This is a genomic window from Synechococcus sp. RedBA-s (assembly GCF_024345495.1).
Taxonomy (GTDB): domain Bacteria; phylum Cyanobacteriota; class Cyanobacteriia; order PCC-6307; family Cyanobiaceae; genus Regnicoccus_A.
Window position 1 is genome coordinate 1 of record NZ_JAGQBF010000046.1, and the last position, 14325, is coordinate 14325.

Below are 14325 nucleotides of genomic sequence, written 5' to 3' on the forward strand. Positions count from 1 at the left end.
ACGCTCTGCCTGTGCGGCGGGCTCATCCGCCTCCTCACATCAGCCTTGACGGCCTCGCTGTATCCGCGCATTGGTCATGTCCTCAAGCCCCCGGATGGAAGGATCAAAGGGGTGACATCTTTCCTGAACCCGGGGGCAGGCCCACTGCCAAGCCACAGTTGATCAGCAAAAATTCCAGCTGAGGTTTCATCAAAGTGACTTTGGCATCATGAGTATTGTGTGCGAGCAATCCTGGGGAGATGCTGAAAACCGCTTGCCAATACCTGATCTAGCCAAGACCAAAGCGTGGATCATCCATGAGGCTCCTTTGTAGAGAGCAAACTGATTGTTGGTTTCACCGAAGCTAAAGTTTTGCGATCAGGCGATTCATCAGATTTTTGCTGCGCTGGGCCAATACTGTTCGCCGCAACCGAGCTGGAATACAGGGCTTGACCATCAACAATTTTCGCTGGAGCATCTCTTGCCGGAATGTGAGTGGTTTAAGCTCTTTAAAGGGGGCGGCGATCGTTTCGATCATCCCTTCGGTGGAGAGAGGGTTTCCAGGGAAAATAGTTTGATCGCGCAGGCGCCTGCCTAGGTTATGGATTCGCTCAAGGCCTTCATCGCAGAGCGTTGAATGTCCGCAGAATTCAAGAATTGGAGCTGAACGCTGGAACAGCTGGACGCGAGCCTGCTCGCCCTGGCTTGAGGTCATTCCAGCCAGAGAAGCGTCGATTATGCCGTTCCTGCCGTTCTCGTCAGGCCGAACGTCCAGATTGAGCTGCCCATCAAACACCAGCTTGTCGTCAAGACACATTTCGATCTCATTGGCCACACGAAGCATCAAGACGGCTGCAACTTCCAATGGAATCTGCTCGAGAGGGCATGAGAGATGCTCCCAGGGCTGCTCCTCCAGGAAGTTCAGCTGTGGATAACGAAACAGAAGGGTTTCGATTGGCTTTCCAACCAGTCGTTGCACGAAGCCACGGTGGGAGGGGGTGGCTTCCAGGATGTTCTCTCGGGATGAAGCTCCTTGGAGATAAATGGCATGAAGGAGCCCGGCGACCACCAGATCGCTACTGAAGCCATGGACCACCAACACACTGGCAACACCAACACAATGGTCGATGAAGGGAAGGCGGCAGCCCCGTAGAGCGCCCTTATGAATTGAAGCAGCCAAGTCAAAGGCGAGGCGAATCTGCTGCAGTTGCTCAGGGCTGAAGCCGTGCTCACAGCATTGCCTGATCAGCCGGGGGAAAGAATGAACGTAGGGATAGTTAGTTGCTGATAAATTCTGTTTATTGACGGCTTTATAGAAATTGGAAGGGATGGTTCGTGGCCTTATGTCAACCATTTGCCGTAGGGCCCAGTTCCCGAAGATCAGGGAAGACGGAGGCTCTCGTTCATCATAATGAAATCCCCAGGTTTTTGAAAAGCGCTGCACAGAATGTAGATTATTGTGTTCTGACCAGCGTTCTTTGAATATTGGTGCGTCGGCGATCCAGAAAGGCGAAGACTGGGATGGAGCTGTGTAGGTGACAACTGCGGATGGCTCGACAACAATCTTTCCTCCTGCCTGCTTCACTTTCATGCAGAGATCGATATGTTCATCAAGAGAGAGGAGGTCCTCATCTAAAAACCCAAGCTTGCATAAAGTCTTGGATTGGATCAACAGGCAATGAAACTCTGCATAGTCACTGTCAGCGCGGCTCAAGAAAGGCTTGTGTCGACTATAGGATTGATTCGCAAGAAGATGTTCGTCGCGATAGCGAGGGGGCGAAACGGTGTGATCGATCTTAAATCTGCCGCCAGCATGATGAATTCTGTCTTCTTCAAACTCCCCAATCAAGCAGATGGGGTGAGCAATGTCGGCATGCTCTTCATCGGCGGCGCGAGCCAGATAATCCAGCCAGCCTTGTTGGTAGAGCAAGTCGTTGTCGACAAAGCAAATCGCAGTCGTCTTGATCGATTCTGCCGCCAAGTTGCGAAGGTGATTGGGAGAAGAGAGGCCTTCTGCTTCGATGAAGGTGACGTTATGAGTCTTGGCAATTGCATGGAGATTTTCTCTCGCCTGCCCAGGCGTGCCAGCGTCGATGTACACAACGGGCGCCTGGGAAGAGATAGAGGCCAGAAGGGATTTCATGGAGCGCAGCGCACAACTAAAGCGCTCGCGGGGTGTCACAACAATCGTGATGTCTTTCGTGGGGTCCATGCTGGAATTGAGGCTAGTTTGGTCACCAGTGAGAGGCTTAACCTTGATCAGAATTGTAAGCGGCCGTTGAGTTTGTCTGTCAGTTTTCCTGAAATATAGCGTAGTGGGCCTTGCTGTTTGAAATTAAGCCAGCGGGCGCTCCATACATGCCAATGTCGATGCCTGTGGTGCTTAATTCTTTGGAGTCCACCGCGCCGGTGCAGGAAGGCGTAGCGATCGGCTTCACCGTCTGGAGCGACAAATTGGGGATGTTGGAGGCTTCCCAACGGTTCCAGGGGGATGGCAGCAAATGGACTGTCTCCAAAGGTATGGGTGCCATCACCGTCAAAGCCCAGATTCGATACCAGACAGGTGTTGGGCCAGGCATGAAGAGCATGATTCATCCACCCAGCAAGCCACCATTGATAATCCCAAGTGTCGGGTCGGCCATGGATGAAAAGCTCGTCGAGGATGTCGCTCCAATATTCACGCTCATCGATGATCTGAAAGACTTGATCAAATTGTGCTGATTCCTTGAACATTGGCCAATCGTCCTTGGCCTGATCAAAGTGCTTCCAGGCACGTTTCCAAGTGGCCCAGCCCCAGGAGTCGCCGTGAATACTGAAGAAGTAGCTGGCTGCTCCCCTCTGATGTCCTTGCTGAAAATTGGATCCACAGATGCTCCAGATCCTGGTGTCGTCACGGTATCGCTCCAGCAGGTCTGTGCAATAGAGAAAGAAATCTTTGTGGGGTAAGCAGTCGTCTTCTAGAATGATGCCTTCGCTCTCATGCGAAAACAACCAGTTGATGGCTTGGATCACCCCCATTCGACAGCCTTGGTTCGTCTCGAAATAGAGTTGTTCCAGTTGGCACGGCCAGTCGATCCCAGCATCGATGACGCGACGGGTAGCGACGATTTTCTCCAAATCACCATCCACGGTGGATCTTGGGCCATCGCAGGCCACATACATCCGTTCAGGGGCCACCTCACGAAGGCAATTGATCACTTGCCTTGTGAGCTCAGGGCGCTTCCAGGCAATCAGCAGAACTGGAGTTGTGGATACCATCGCCTCTGCGGGGCTTTTGGTGGAGGGGGGTTTATTTCGAGACATGCGATGGCTTTCGTCTATCACCTGGTCAGAGGATAACCATGGGGCTTTGGACTGTCGTCTTGCCTGATGATTGCATGCATCCTTTTAATCTGTAAGTACTTCGATAAAGGTAGGTCGGCAGGCAGCTCCCAACAAGCCTGACACGTCGCACAACGTGATCACGCTCATGTCTGGGAGGTGAAGCACCTCGCGGACTATGCCTGGGGACGCCAATCTGATCGGATGCTTGCTCGTCCGGTTTGCCCATGTTCGCCACTGCTGTCCCCTCCCTAGCGGTGATCGGTGCCAGGGTGGCGGGTTGCGCCCTGGCGGCTCGGATGCGGCGGCTGGGCTGGCAGGGGCCGATCAGTCTCTGGGAATCCGGTCGGGGGCCGGGGGGGCGTGCCAGCACGCGTCGCTCCCGCCACGACGCCCACGTGCGTCTCGATCACGGAGCGCCACTGCTCTCGATCAGCAGCAGTCCGGCGCCAGCAGTGCTAGCTCCCTTGCTGGATGGGGGCTGGATCGAGCCCTGGGGCGGTGGGCTGGCCCAGCTCGATGCTGGGGGCCAGCTGATCACTGGCTCCACCGATCCGCTCACGCACGGAGACCTGTACCGGGGTAGGGGCGGCATGGATCAGCTCTGCCACGGGCTGCTGGAGCTGGCCGGCAGCGACGTTGAGCTGCACAGTCAGTGCCTGGTGCGCGATCTGGCCCCTACTGCCCATGGCGGCTGGGAGTTGCTCGATCAACAGCAGCAACGGCTGGGGGCCGCCGACTGGCTGGTGCTCAGCGGCTCCCTGCTAGTGCACCCCCGCTGCAGGACGATGCTGGGCTGGCCGGAGCCGCCGCTGCAGCCACTGGCCCGCACCCTGGGGGATCCACAGCTGGAGCGGGCCGCAGCGGGCAGCGCCGCGATCGACAGCAGCCCGCGTTGCGCCCTGTTGCTGCTGATCCCGCCCGCTGCGTCGTGGTGGCCCACTCCAGCGCAGCTGTGGCCAGGCTCCATCCCGATGTGATCGGATCGCGATCTTCGGTGGCCCGGCTGCCAGGGGTCAGCCCTTCACCCGAGCGGGAGCAGGCACTGATCGACACCCTGGCCTCAGCCCTCTCGGCGGTGATGGAGCCGTGGATCACTCCGCTGGTGCTGGAGGACGCCGATCCTCAGCTGATGCGCTGGGGGGCGGCTTTCCCTGAGGGATCCGGCCTGGCCAGCGAGCTGATTCTCTGTCCGCAGAGCCGAATCGGTTTCTGTGGTGATTTCATCAGCGGCCCTGGTTTCGGCCTGATCGAGGGTGCCCTGCGCAGCGGCGAGGAGCTGGCGGAGCAGTTGCTGGCGGCGATGGGGCCCGTGTCAGTGCCAGCTCATGGACAGCCGGCCTGATCCTTGTTCTCCAGCCAGCCGTCGGCCTCTCTGGCCAGGACCGCACCTCTGGCGGTATAGAAGGCCAGTTGCCGCCGGTTGCGGTAGTGGGGTACGCGTGTGGCCTGCAGTTCAGCTTCGGCGCGATGGCGGCAGCTGAGCAGGGCGTCGAAGTCGATCGGCTCCGCCCCAGGCTGGCTCGACTGGGCCGACTCAGCCTGCTGGCTGATGACGGGGCAGAGCCGCTGGCGCACGGCCTTGAGCAGAAGAATTTCCTGCTGCAACGCCTGATCGGCAAGGATCTGGTACTGCTCCTGCAGGCGCGTGCAGCTCAGGGCTTCCTGCGCCAGGGCCGAAGAGCTCAGCAGCCAGCTGGCGGCCATCAAGCTGAGGAGTCTGATCACCACCGCATCACCCTCAGGCCTTGCCCGTGAAGTGTATGGGGCGTTGCTGAGGCGTTGGGATGGTGTGGTGCACTGGCGGAAAAAGTTTCTTACCCTGACGGATTATCCAGAATTGCTTATGACAGAATTCGGCATCTCGTTGCTGATCGCCACAGTGAAAGTACTGCTGGGCAGTGCCCTGGTTCTCGTGTCGCTGCGGTTGACGGGGCGTTGGTTGATGCGTTTGAGCAGAAGAACTCCTGGTGAAACGGATGATCAGCTGTTGCGCTCGGTGCTGACCACGGCCGCCCCCATCGGTTGCCTCAGCGCCTTCTGGTGGGGGTGACGCTCGCTGGTGGCTGATGTCGAGGTGCTCAATTTCGGCGGGGGTATCGATCGCATGCTCGAAGCGGCCATGATCTCCCTGACCATCGTGCTGATCGTGCGCCTGCTCAATCGGGTGCTGCTGTTGCTGCTCGATCGCTCCCTGCCCCGACTCAGGCGCGAAAACCAGCTCACGGTGCTGCGGGGGCTGGAGCCAATGATTTGCTCAGGCGTGTGGATCCTGTGCCTGCTGGTGCTTCTGCAGAACCAGGACGTTCAGATGGGTGCCATTGATGCCTCTCTGGCGGGGGGCGGCATCGGCTTGGGCCTGGCCCTGGCCCTGAAGGGGCCGATCTCCAACTTTCTGAACTATCTCACCATTCTCTTCGATGAGCCGTTCGAAATTGGGCAATCCATCTGCTTTGATGATGTGCTGAGGACAGTAGAAGAAGTTGGAATTCCCTCCACAACCATCCGCAGTCTCAACGGAGAACGCATCGTGATCAGTAATGAAAGTCTGCTGGGAAAGGTGATCCAGAATTACGGGGATCTGCCCAGGCGGCGGGTGGCCACCACGGTGGCCATGGCCGTCGGTTGAGGCGCCAGTACGTCCCCCCGATGATGGACCACGCCAGCACTACGGAGAGCGGAGGGAGCGGCTTGCCCATGAACGCGCCACGGACCACGACTGGCCTGGGGGCTCTGATGCTTGCGGCTGTCTTGGCCAGCGCCCTCGCTCAGGGCCTGCGGCCAGGACCCGTCTGGAGTCAGGCCACCGAACCCCGTCCCGCCGCTGCCGCTTTCCGGGGGCTTTCCCTCAGCTTTGGAGGGCAGCGGTATTGGCATCGCTTCTCCGACGGCGGGCAGCATGAGTTCACCCCTGGGGTGCAGACCAACCTGACCACCTGGCGAGACATGGTGACTCTCAACGTGCACGAGAACGTGCGCAACGACGACCAGCTGGCGGGCCTGGCCAATGGGGTGCTTGCCAATTACCGCCGGGCCGGCAGGGTCATCCGCACGGCCTCGCGGCCCAGAACGGACGCCCGCCCGGCGGAGCACCTGATCGTGGCCCTGCTGCCGGCACCCGGCCTGGTGGAGGCGGCGTTGGCCCGTGTGGTGCTGGTAGATGGCGTGGGGGTCGTGGTGGTGCGCTCCCACCGCGCCTACGGAGCCAAGGCTGCCGACTCCGCAGGCGACTGGCTCGCCGCCAATGGCCCGGCACTGGAAACCAGCTTGATGGCTTGGAGTGTGAAGCCTGCCCCGGCCCAACTGCGTCAGCTCCAGCGCTGAGCGGCTGGACCTCAGCCGGTCCTCTCTTCGATCTGCAGCACCCCCATCATCCCCAGGTCCTGGTGGTCGAGGTTGTGGCAGTGGTACACGGTGCGCCCCGGGAAATCCCGGAAGGCCACGCGTAGGCGCAGCTCCTCCCCCGGCCGCACCAGCACCGTGTCCTTCCACTGCCGCTGGGGCTCGGGGTGGCCGTTACGGCTGATCACCTGAAAGGAATTGACGTGCAGTTTAAAGGGATGGTCGAGGCGGGGGTCGCCGTTGACGATCAGCCAGTCTTCGCTAACGCCGAGGGTCACTCGGGTGTTGACGTGGTCGTGGACGAAGGGCTGGCCATTGATCAGTAAGACCATGCCCATGCCATCGGCTTCGGGCCTGGAGCCGCTGGCGAAATCCTTGAGCACCAGGTTGGCGCCACCCAGCCCGGCGAACACCTGGTCAGCCGTGTTGCCGTTGTGCAGCTTCATCAACCAGAAGGCTTCGATTCCCTGGGCCGAGAGCAGGCCGTAGAGGGAGCCTGAGAGGGCTGTGAGGATGATCGGCAGGGCCGCCTAAGCCAGCGCTCGGTGCAGGCGGCGCAGCTGATGGCGGGTTCTCATTCGTTCTGAAGGGCTTTGTGCAGGGCCTGCTCATTGGCGCGTGGCATCCAGGCGTCGCCCATGGCGAACACCCGCTTGCATTTCAGTTGGGCGGCACGCCGCTCCGCCTCCTGACGCGTCTTGTACATCCCCTTGGAATGGGCGCCGGCGACAGCCGGATCGAGCCAGGGGGCGGCAATGGAGCCAGTCATCAAGGCCAGCCCAATGAGCCCGGTGATGGCTCTGGGCTGAGGCTTGGCTGGACTGAGGTGCTGAGTCATGGGATCTCCAGGGCATCCCGTGTTTGCCCAACGCCAGGCGCTGGCATGACAGGGAGGACAAGACGGTGAGATGAGTTGAGAATCTCCATGCGAGTGGAGAGTCAAGGTGCTGCAGGCCACCCCGAGACAGGAGCCGGCCCCTGTCATGAAGATCGGTGTGCTGGCCGCCCGCAGTGGTCTGCGGGTGAAAAACCTGCGCTAATACGAGGATCTAGGCTTCCTGCCGGCCATCGGTCGCACCGATCGCAGTGCGTCCCAGCGTCAGGCTGTGGTGGAGGGACTCAGCTCAGGGGGAGTGAAGCTCTCTTTCGGGCTCGGTGTCAGCAGCAGGGCCTTGATCGTGGCGGCGATCGGCACTGCGGTGATCACGCCATAGAAATCATCCATGCGGGCGCCCACCATCACCGAGAACAGAATCACGATCCGGTTGAGGCCGGTGAATTTGCCCAGCAGTCGCGGCGGCAGCACGTTCTTGATCACCTGATCCACCACGATCAGCACCGCGAAGATGCACAGCCCCAGCCAGAAGCTCTTGAACATGAACAGGGCGCTGACCAGCAGGATGCCGAGGATGGCGCCGGAGGGAATGAAGCCCATCAGGTCGATCGAGATGCCAAAGAGCAGCGGGAAGGGTGCCCCGAGCAGCAGCAGTGTTGGGGTCAGCGCAGTGATCAGCACCGCTGAGAGCACCAGCTGGCTGAAGATGTAGCTATTGAAGTTGCGCCGCAGCACACTCAACACCTTCAGCCCATTGTCGCGGGGCAACCACGACACCAGGCAATTGCGCACCAATTCACCGCCATAGATCAGGAAGAAGACGGTGAGAACCAGCAGAAAGAAGAGGCTGAAGAAGCCGCCCAGTGACCCTGAGATGAAGCCGGGAATGTTCAGCAGCAGGGCTTCCAGCTGAGTGGTGACATTGGCCGCCATGGCCCTGATGATCTCGCTGGCGCCGTGATCCACTCCGGCAGCACCTGCGTCAGCATCAAAAAGCGAACCACCAGCAGCGGCAGAGCAGCATGGCCGTCAGCAGGCCCGCGAGGCCGAGGAACAGCCCGAAGACCGATCCGATCGCCCAGTTGCGGGCCATGCCGAGACGCAGCAGCAGCAGCCGCACCGGCAGGTTGAGGATCAGGGCGATCACCCCGGCCAGGATGAAGATGGAGGCGATCCCCTCAAAGGCGCGATAAAGTGAACCGAACATCCACAGATTCAGCACCACCAGCGGAAAGGCCAGGCCCAGGCCCAGGCCAAGGACCAGCGAGCGGGGCAGACGGGTGGGCAACGGCATAGGCCAGGCTCCAAACAGGGAGCAGGGGCGCTTGATGCCCCATCCAGCCAGGCGATGTCCGGGGGGTGATGTCAATCTCACGGAGGAGGATGGTCGCCATGAGCGAACAAAATCAGCGCCACAGCCAGCGCTACACCGAGGCCCTGGGCTGGGCGGCCCAGCTGCACATCGCCCAGGGGCGCAAGGGCAAGCCGGTGCCTTACATCTCCCACCTGATCAGCGTCAGCGCCCTGGTCTGGGAAGACGGCGGTAGTGAAAACGAAGCGATCGCCGCCCTGCTGCACGACGCCATCGAGGATGCCGGCCAGAGCCACAGCTCGATCGCTGAGCGTTTCGGCGAGGAGGTGGCAGACCTTGTGCTCGCCTGCACCGACACCCTCGGGCCGCAGGAGCCCGTTGTCGTCAAGGAGCCCTGGCTGCTGCGCAAGACCCGCTTTCTGGCCTCACTGGAGCACAAGAGCAAAGGTGCCCTGCGGGTCACGGCCGCCGACAAGGCCCACAACGCCCGCGACATGGTGCTCGATGCGCGCCGCGACCCGGCCCTGTGGAACCGCTTCAACGCCGGACTCGATGGCAGCGCCTGGTATCTGTTGCGCATGCACCAGAGACTGAGCCACCGGCTGCCGGCCAGTCGCTCCAACGAACTGCTGGGCGAAGCCGTGCGCGAAATCCTCGCCAGTGGGCCCTACGGACGACTGGTGCCCGCCGGCATCGCCCCGGCGGTCTGGGCGGCGGGCTACGGCGAACGGCAGCAGCAGAAGCAGGAGCGGCAGAAAGCCGGCTGAGGCCGGAGGGAGGTTCCGCAAAGGAGCGCTGGATTTCTTCAGTGCAGCGCAACTGGCTCACCGCCCCGACCGCCCGCTTCCGGCGACAAGCCGATGCGGGCGAACAGATCGGTGCTCTCGCGGTTCAGGTTGATCACCTCCACGGCGCTGCCGCCGAGCTTGAGCCGGCGGATGACCTGGTCGAACACGGTGACATCGCTCTGATCCCAGATGTGGGCCACCGCCATATCGATCGTGACCCGGGCCAGGTGTCCGTGCAGCTCGAATCCGGCGCGGAAGTAGATGCTGCTCACGAAGAACAGCTGAACGCGCGCGCTGTAGAGGCGGTGATCGGGTGCCTCCAGGCTGCTCTCCACATCGATCACCTTGGCCACTTAGCGGCTGAAGAGAATGGCAGCGAGGGCCACACCGGCCAGCGGGCCGATGGCCAGGTTGTGGGTGATCACCGTCACAGCCACAGTGAGCAGCAGCACGGCGGTGTCGCACTTGGGGATCCTGGTGATGCCGCTGCCCTGGCCCCTGGCCAGCTTGTTCTTGTGGCTGGATTGATCGGTGAGGTCGTCGAGGATGTCCTGGTTGAGGAGGGTTTCCATCAGAACCATCAACGAGCTCGCCAGGGCCGTGGGCAGGATCAGCCCGAGGGTGTCGAAGCTGAGCGGCACTTGCGGCAGGCCGAAGCCGGGCGGGCCGGTGGGCAGGTTGCCCAGGCTCGAGACAGTGGGCAGATCCAGCTGGAAGTGGATCGAGAGGCCGGTGGTGACCTGGATGGCGATCAGGTCCTAGGGCACCGCTGTGGTCAGGCGCGGCAGCAGATAAATGATCAGCAAGGTGAGGCCCGTCACCCCCCAGATCGCCGGCAGCTGGCCCGGCAGCACAGCCAGTTGATCGGTATGAAACAGGTCGAGGCCGAGCTGGGGCAACTGGGCCAGCAGAAGCAGAATCGCCAGGGCATTGACGAATCCCGCCATCACTGGCTGGGGCACAAAACGCATCTGATGGGCCTGGCGCAGGTAGCCCCAGGCGATCTGCAGCACTCTGGTGAGCAGACCCGCCGCCAGCAGGTACTGCAGGCCCATCCCTTCGCCGAGGGCATTGCCCTGCTGCACCAGCCCGGTCATCAGCAAGGCAGTGGAGCCGGTGGCGGAGGTGATCATCGCCGTGCGGCCGCCCACCACCGCCAGGGTGACCGCCAGCAGAAAGGCCCCGAACAGACCCACGCTCTGATCGACGCCGGCGATGCCGGAGAAGGCGACCGCCTCCGGGATCATCGCGAAGGCCACCACCAGGCCCGAGAGGATGTCGCGATGGAGCAGGCCCCGCGGCGCAGACTGAAGTCATCCTGCAGGCCTGCCCGTCAAGGGCCGGCCCCTCTGAGATGCCCCTGATCCTTCACCAGCGGCTGGGCTTGAGGCTGCTGCTTGGCCTGCAGCTCCTGCTGGGCCTGGCTCCATCGGCTCTGAGTCAGGGCCAGGGGGAACGACCTGAGCCCGACGGCCGCGCCACGGTGCTCTCGATCGGCGACGGCGACACGATCCGCGTGCAGCAGGGGCCCCGCCGGGTCACTGTCACGGTGCGGCTGGCCTGCATCGATGCCCCTGAGCTGGATCAGGCCCCCGATGGCGCAAGGGCCCACCGCTACCTTCAAATGCGCCTGAAGACCGGCTCCAGCGTGATCCTCAGGCCCCAGACCGTGGATCGCTTCGGTCGCACCGTGGCCGAGGTGATCAGCGACATCAACCTCGGCCTGGCGATGGTGGAAGACGGCGAAGCCTTTGCCTTCCGTCGCTACCTGGCCAGCTGCGATGCCAAGGAATATCTCGACGCCGAAGATCGGGCGATGCGCAGCCGTTATGGAGTTTGGCAGGTGCCCGGCGGCATCACCCGGCCGTGGGACTTTCGCCGCGGCAGAAGCCCCCGCTGATCGGGCTGTTCAGGGCGGTGAGCTTTTGCTAAGCCTGCCCGGTAGGTGCGAATCCCCTCTCAATGCCCAGCATCCCTGTCGTTGTGCTGCCGGTGGTGGTTGGAGTGATGATGACCCTGGCGGCCCCAGGCCTGGGTCTGGCTCGGCCGAACCCCGGTGGGCTTGGTGGCCCGGCCTCGGGTGCGGGCGTGCGACCTGGCGCCGGCTTGGGCGCTCCAGGTGCTGGCCTCTACAGGCGCTGAGGCACAGGCGCCTCTGATCAGTCATGTCCCCGGTGCAGGTCGTCTGGTTCAAGCGGGATCTGCGGGTGGCCGATCACCAGCCACTTCTGCAGGCCAGCCGCCTGGGCCCGGTGTTACCGCTGGTGGTGGTGGAGCCGGAGATGTGGCGGCAGGGCGATGCCTCTGCCCGGCAGTGGCCCTTCTGCGCTGAGAGCCTCGAGGAGTTGCGCCGCGACCTGGCGGAGCTAGGGCAAGCGCTGGTGGTGCGGACCGGCATCGCGGAGGAGGTGCTGGAGCGGGCCCGCGACCGGCGCGTGGCCCGTTGGGCCGAGAGCCACGGCATCCCCTGGATCGAGCAGCCGTCTGCGGGCGTGATCCGCCGCATGGCCAGTCGCAGCGCCTGGGCGCGCCGCTGGGAGCAGCGCATGGCCGAGCCGATGGCACCGCCGCCGCAGTCCTTGCTGCCGTTGGAGGGCCTTGAAGCCGGCGCGATTCCATCGGCCAGCGAGCTCGCTCTGGCGCCTGATCCCTTCCCGGGAAGGCAGCTCGGGGGGCGACTGCAGGAACTGGCTGTTCTCGAGAGTTTTCTGAGCGGTCGGGGAGTTCGATATCACCGCGAGCTCTCCAGCCCGCGCACGGCCTTTGAGAGCTGTTCGCGGCTCTCGCCGCACCTGGCCTGGGGCACCCTGTCGCTGCGGGAGGTGGTGCAGCTCAGCCGGCGGCGGCGGGGCGTTCCGCTGGTCTTCGAGGCGCGGCTGCACTGGCACTGCCACTTCATCCAAAAGCAGGAATGCCAGCCGGATCTGGAGTTCCGCGAGCTTCACCCGTCACCGCCGGCCTGCGCAGCAGCGGTCCGACGCGGCTGGCGGCCTGGGCGGAAGGCCGCACCGGGCTGCCCTTTGTGGATGCCTGCATGCGGGACCTGATCTCCAGCGGCTGGATCAGCTTCCGCATGCGGGCGATGTTGATGTCGGTGGCCAGCCATCACCTCTGGCTGCCATGGCGCGAGAGCGGGCACCACGGGCATCAACACGATCCGGATCTACAACCCGATCAAGCAGGGTCAGAATCACGATCCCAATGGCGAGTTCATCCGCCAGTGGCTGCCGGAGCTGGCCGATGCGATCCAGCAGAAGCACGGATCCCGGCGCTCCGGACTGGCGGCCAGCGGAAGCAGGCGGCGGCGCAGCCCCGGGTCACGCCCCCCAGTCGATCAATCGAATCAGTTACAGCTGATGCTGCCATTGGATCTGGTGGATCTGGAGCCGGGCTGATTGCCTGCGACCGCCCCTGCTTCAGCGAGGAGAGCCCCGATCCGTATTCCAAGCAGTACTGCAAGCCGTGCCGCAGGCCGTGTCTTCGCCGTGCCGTTGCCATGACGGATTGCTGCGACGCCAGGCCGGTCTGACTACGAACCTTAAGGATTGCTCTAGATTTGGGTTTCGGTCTAGACGCTCCTATGGCTCAATCTGTCACCCTTCTTGCCGCCACCGGTCTGGCCGGCCTGGCCCTGGTGAGCCTCTCCATCACCTTCCTGATCTGAGCAGCCCTGATCCCTGATCCCACCAGCCTTCGCCCGCTGCGCAGCACTCCCGCCCTGAGCGGATTGCTCGAGGCCCTCGCCTTCTTTCGGGATCCTGATTTCGCCCGCTCACGCTTCGAGCGCTACGGCGATATCTACGAAACCAGCCTGCTGGCGGTGGGCCTGCTCAAGCAGCTCAGCTTGGCCCTGGAGCCGGATCAGGACCTGACGCTGCGGGTGATTCCAAGCCCTTCGCTCAGGCGTGATCTGCTGGTGAGACCAGCCTCAGGGCTGCAGCCGCGCAGTGATGGGGCTCAGTGATGGCGCCGGCGGCCCAGGGGCTCAATCCATTGCTCGCGCACCAGATCGTGGCGGAGCTTCGCCGGGTCCAGCCGGCAGCCCAGCTGAATGCTGCCCTGGTCGAGGAGGCGTCCGAGGCGCAGGGCCGTGGCCTCCTCGACGCGGGTGAAAGTCGCCTGCTGCCTGGTGAGCCAGGAGAGTTCCTTGTGGGTGATCACACCGCTCGAGATGGACTCGAGAAAAAGCTCGCCAACCGTCATGGCTTTTGTTGCGGAACATAAACACTCTGCCGTTTCCGCCCTGCTGTCGTGGGGATGCGGCTGAGCCCTCTGCCGGCTCCTGCCTTGCAGCAGAAGGACTGTTGAAGCGAGCCCATGCGCCTCGAAGTCTTTACAAACCGCAATTTCGTGCTATTCTGTAAACGACCAGCACAACCGTATTCGCGGTTTTCGGCTCACCAGCCGTTGCTTGTCCTACTTATCCGCTCCTTTCGGAGCACACATTTCCGTCCTCATGACCACAACCCTTCAGCAGCGCCAAGGCGCGTCTGCATGGAGCCAGTTCTGCGAGTGGGTCACCTCCACCAACAACCGCCTCTACGTGGGCTGGTTCGGTGTGCTGATGATCCCCACCCTGCTGGCTGCCACGATCTGCTTCATCGTGGCTTTCATCGCTGCTCCCCCCGTCGACATCGACGGCATCCGTGAGCCGGTTGCCGGTTCACTGCTCTACGGCAACAACATCATCTCCGGTGCCGTTGTTCCCTCCAGCAACGCCATCGGCCTGCACTTCTACCCGATCTGGG

The 14325-nt window shown here is 62.4% G+C and carries 17 protein-coding genes and 3 pseudogenes; 11 read left to right on the plus strand and 9 right to left on the minus strand.

What is annotated here, in order from left to right:
• Positions 1 to 343 precede the first annotated feature (343 nt).
• On the minus strand, positions 344 to 2191 hold the full coding sequence (locus tag KBY67_RS13675) for a DUF6817 domain-containing protein (protein ID WP_255111632.1): 1848 nt from the start codon (positions 2189 to 2191) through the stop codon (positions 344 to 346).
• 47 nt (positions 2192 to 2238) lie between these two features.
• Positions 2239 to 3237: a glycosyltransferase family 2 protein gene (locus tag KBY67_RS13680; RefSeq protein WP_255111633.1), complete on the minus strand. Its 999-nt coding sequence runs from the start codon at positions 3235 to 3237 to the stop codon at positions 2239 to 2241.
• 290 nt (positions 3238 to 3527) lie between these two features.
• Here KBY67_RS13680 and KBY67_RS13685 point away from each other — a divergent pair, with 290 nt between their 5' ends.
• Positions 3528 to 4280 (plus strand): NAD(P)-binding protein, encoded by a 753-nt coding sequence (locus KBY67_RS13685; protein WP_255111634.1) that lies wholly within the window; start codon positions 3528 to 3530, stop codon positions 4278 to 4280.
• 17 nt (positions 4281 to 4297) lie between these two features.
• The gene (locus KBY67_RS13690; RefSeq protein ID WP_255111635.1) at positions 4298 to 4645 is read left to right on the plus strand and encodes a hypothetical protein; all 348 of its coding nucleotides are present in this window, start codon (positions 4298 to 4300) and stop codon (positions 4643 to 4645) included.
• Here KBY67_RS13690 and KBY67_RS13695 read toward each other — a convergent pair.
• On the minus strand, positions 4627 to 5031 hold the full coding sequence (locus KBY67_RS13695) for a hypothetical protein (RefSeq protein WP_255111636.1): 405 nt from the start codon (positions 5029 to 5031) through the stop codon (positions 4627 to 4629). The genes KBY67_RS13690 and KBY67_RS13695 overlap by 19 nt on opposite strands.
• A 40-nt stretch (positions 5032 to 5071) precedes the next feature.
• Between KBY67_RS13695 and KBY67_RS13700 the strand changes: the two genes are divergently transcribed.
• From KBY67_RS13700 to KBY67_RS13710, 3 genes are all read left to right on the plus strand, one after another.
• Positions 5072 to 5353 (plus strand): hypothetical protein, encoded by a 282-nt coding sequence (locus KBY67_RS13700; protein ID WP_255111637.1) that lies wholly within the window; start codon positions 5072 to 5074, stop codon positions 5351 to 5353.
• 9 nt (positions 5354 to 5362) lie between these two features.
• The gene (locus tag KBY67_RS13705; protein ID WP_255111638.1) at positions 5363 to 5929 is read left to right on the plus strand and encodes a mechanosensitive ion channel domain-containing protein; all 567 of its coding nucleotides are present in this window, start codon (positions 5363 to 5365) and stop codon (positions 5927 to 5929) included.
• Positions 5930 to 6051: 122 nt separating this feature from the next.
• Positions 6052 to 6624 (plus strand): hypothetical protein, encoded by a 573-nt coding sequence (locus KBY67_RS13710; protein ID WP_255111639.1) that lies wholly within the window; start codon positions 6052 to 6054, stop codon positions 6622 to 6624.
• Between the two features lie 11 nt (positions 6625 to 6635).
• On the opposite strand, the gene KBY67_RS13715 is transcribed toward KBY67_RS13710, so the two are convergent.
• From KBY67_RS13715 to KBY67_RS13730, 4 genes are all read right to left on the minus strand, one after another.
• On the minus strand, positions 6636 to 7088 hold the full coding sequence (locus KBY67_RS13715; protein WP_315855595.1) for a multicopper oxidase domain-containing protein: 453 nt from the start codon (positions 7086 to 7088) through the stop codon (positions 6636 to 6638).
• A 128-nt stretch (positions 7089 to 7216) separates the two neighbouring features.
• On the minus strand, positions 7217 to 7411 hold the full coding sequence (locus KBY67_RS13720; RefSeq protein ID WP_255111640.1) for a hypothetical protein: 195 nt from the start codon (positions 7409 to 7411) through the stop codon (positions 7217 to 7219).
• A gap of 330 nt (positions 7412 to 7741) precedes the next feature.
• Positions 7742 to 8443 (minus strand): AI-2E family transporter, encoded by a 702-nt coding sequence (locus KBY67_RS13725; protein ID WP_255111641.1) that lies wholly within the window; start codon positions 8441 to 8443, stop codon positions 7742 to 7744.
• Positions 8444 to 8465: 22 nt separating this feature from the next.
• On the minus strand, positions 8466 to 8771 hold the full coding sequence (locus tag KBY67_RS13730) for a hypothetical protein (protein WP_255111642.1): 306 nt from the start codon (positions 8769 to 8771) through the stop codon (positions 8466 to 8468).
• 98 nt (positions 8772 to 8869) lie between these two features.
• On the opposite strand from KBY67_RS13730, the gene KBY67_RS13735 reads away from it, so the two are divergent.
• Positions 8870 to 9556 carry an HD domain-containing protein gene (locus KBY67_RS13735; protein ID WP_255111644.1) on the plus strand — a complete coding sequence of 229 codons (687 nt, stop codon included), beginning with the start codon at positions 8870 to 8872 and terminating at the stop codon, positions 9554 to 9556.
• A gap of 38 nt (positions 9557 to 9594) precedes the next feature.
• Here KBY67_RS13735 and KBY67_RS13740 read toward each other — a convergent pair.
• A pseudogene (locus KBY67_RS13740) lies at positions 9595 to 10869 on the minus strand (SulP family inorganic anion transporter).
• Between the two features lie 62 nt (positions 10870 to 10931).
• Between KBY67_RS13740 and KBY67_RS13745 the strand changes: the two are divergent.
• The 4 genes and pseudogenes from KBY67_RS13745 (at position 10932) to KBY67_RS13755 (ending at position 13541) form a co-directional block, all read left to right on the plus strand.
• Positions 10932 to 11477, plus strand: a complete 546-nt coding sequence (locus KBY67_RS13745) for a thermonuclease family protein (protein ID WP_255111646.1) — start codon at positions 10932 to 10934, stop codon at positions 11475 to 11477.
• Positions 11478 to 11742: 265 nt separating this feature from the next.
• The gene (locus KBY67_RS13750) at positions 11743 to 12624 is read left to right on the plus strand and encodes a deoxyribodipyrimidine photo-lyase (protein WP_399214508.1); all 882 of its coding nucleotides are present in this window, start codon (positions 11743 to 11745) and stop codon (positions 12622 to 12624) included.
• Positions 12612 to 12972 (plus strand): annotated as a pseudogene (locus KBY67_RS14975) (FAD-binding domain-containing protein). Before KBY67_RS13750 ends, KBY67_RS14975 begins: the two are co-directional and overlap by 13 nt.
• Before the next feature lie 332 nt (positions 12973 to 13304).
• Positions 13305 to 13541, plus strand: a complete 237-nt coding sequence (locus KBY67_RS13755) for a hypothetical protein (protein WP_255111647.1) — start codon at positions 13305 to 13307, stop codon at positions 13539 to 13541.
• Here the strand turns inward: KBY67_RS13755 and KBY67_RS13760 are convergent.
• Positions 13535 to 13780 carry a hypothetical protein gene (locus tag KBY67_RS13760; RefSeq protein WP_255111648.1) on the minus strand — a complete coding sequence of 82 codons (246 nt, stop codon included), beginning with the start codon at positions 13778 to 13780 and terminating at the stop codon, positions 13535 to 13537. The genes KBY67_RS13755 and KBY67_RS13760 overlap by 7 nt on opposite strands.
• A 253-nt stretch (positions 13781 to 14033) precedes the next feature.
• Here KBY67_RS13760 and KBY67_RS13765 point away from each other — a divergent pair.
• Positions 14034 to 14325, plus strand: a pseudogene (locus KBY67_RS13765) (photosystem II q(b) protein); the annotation flags it as partial.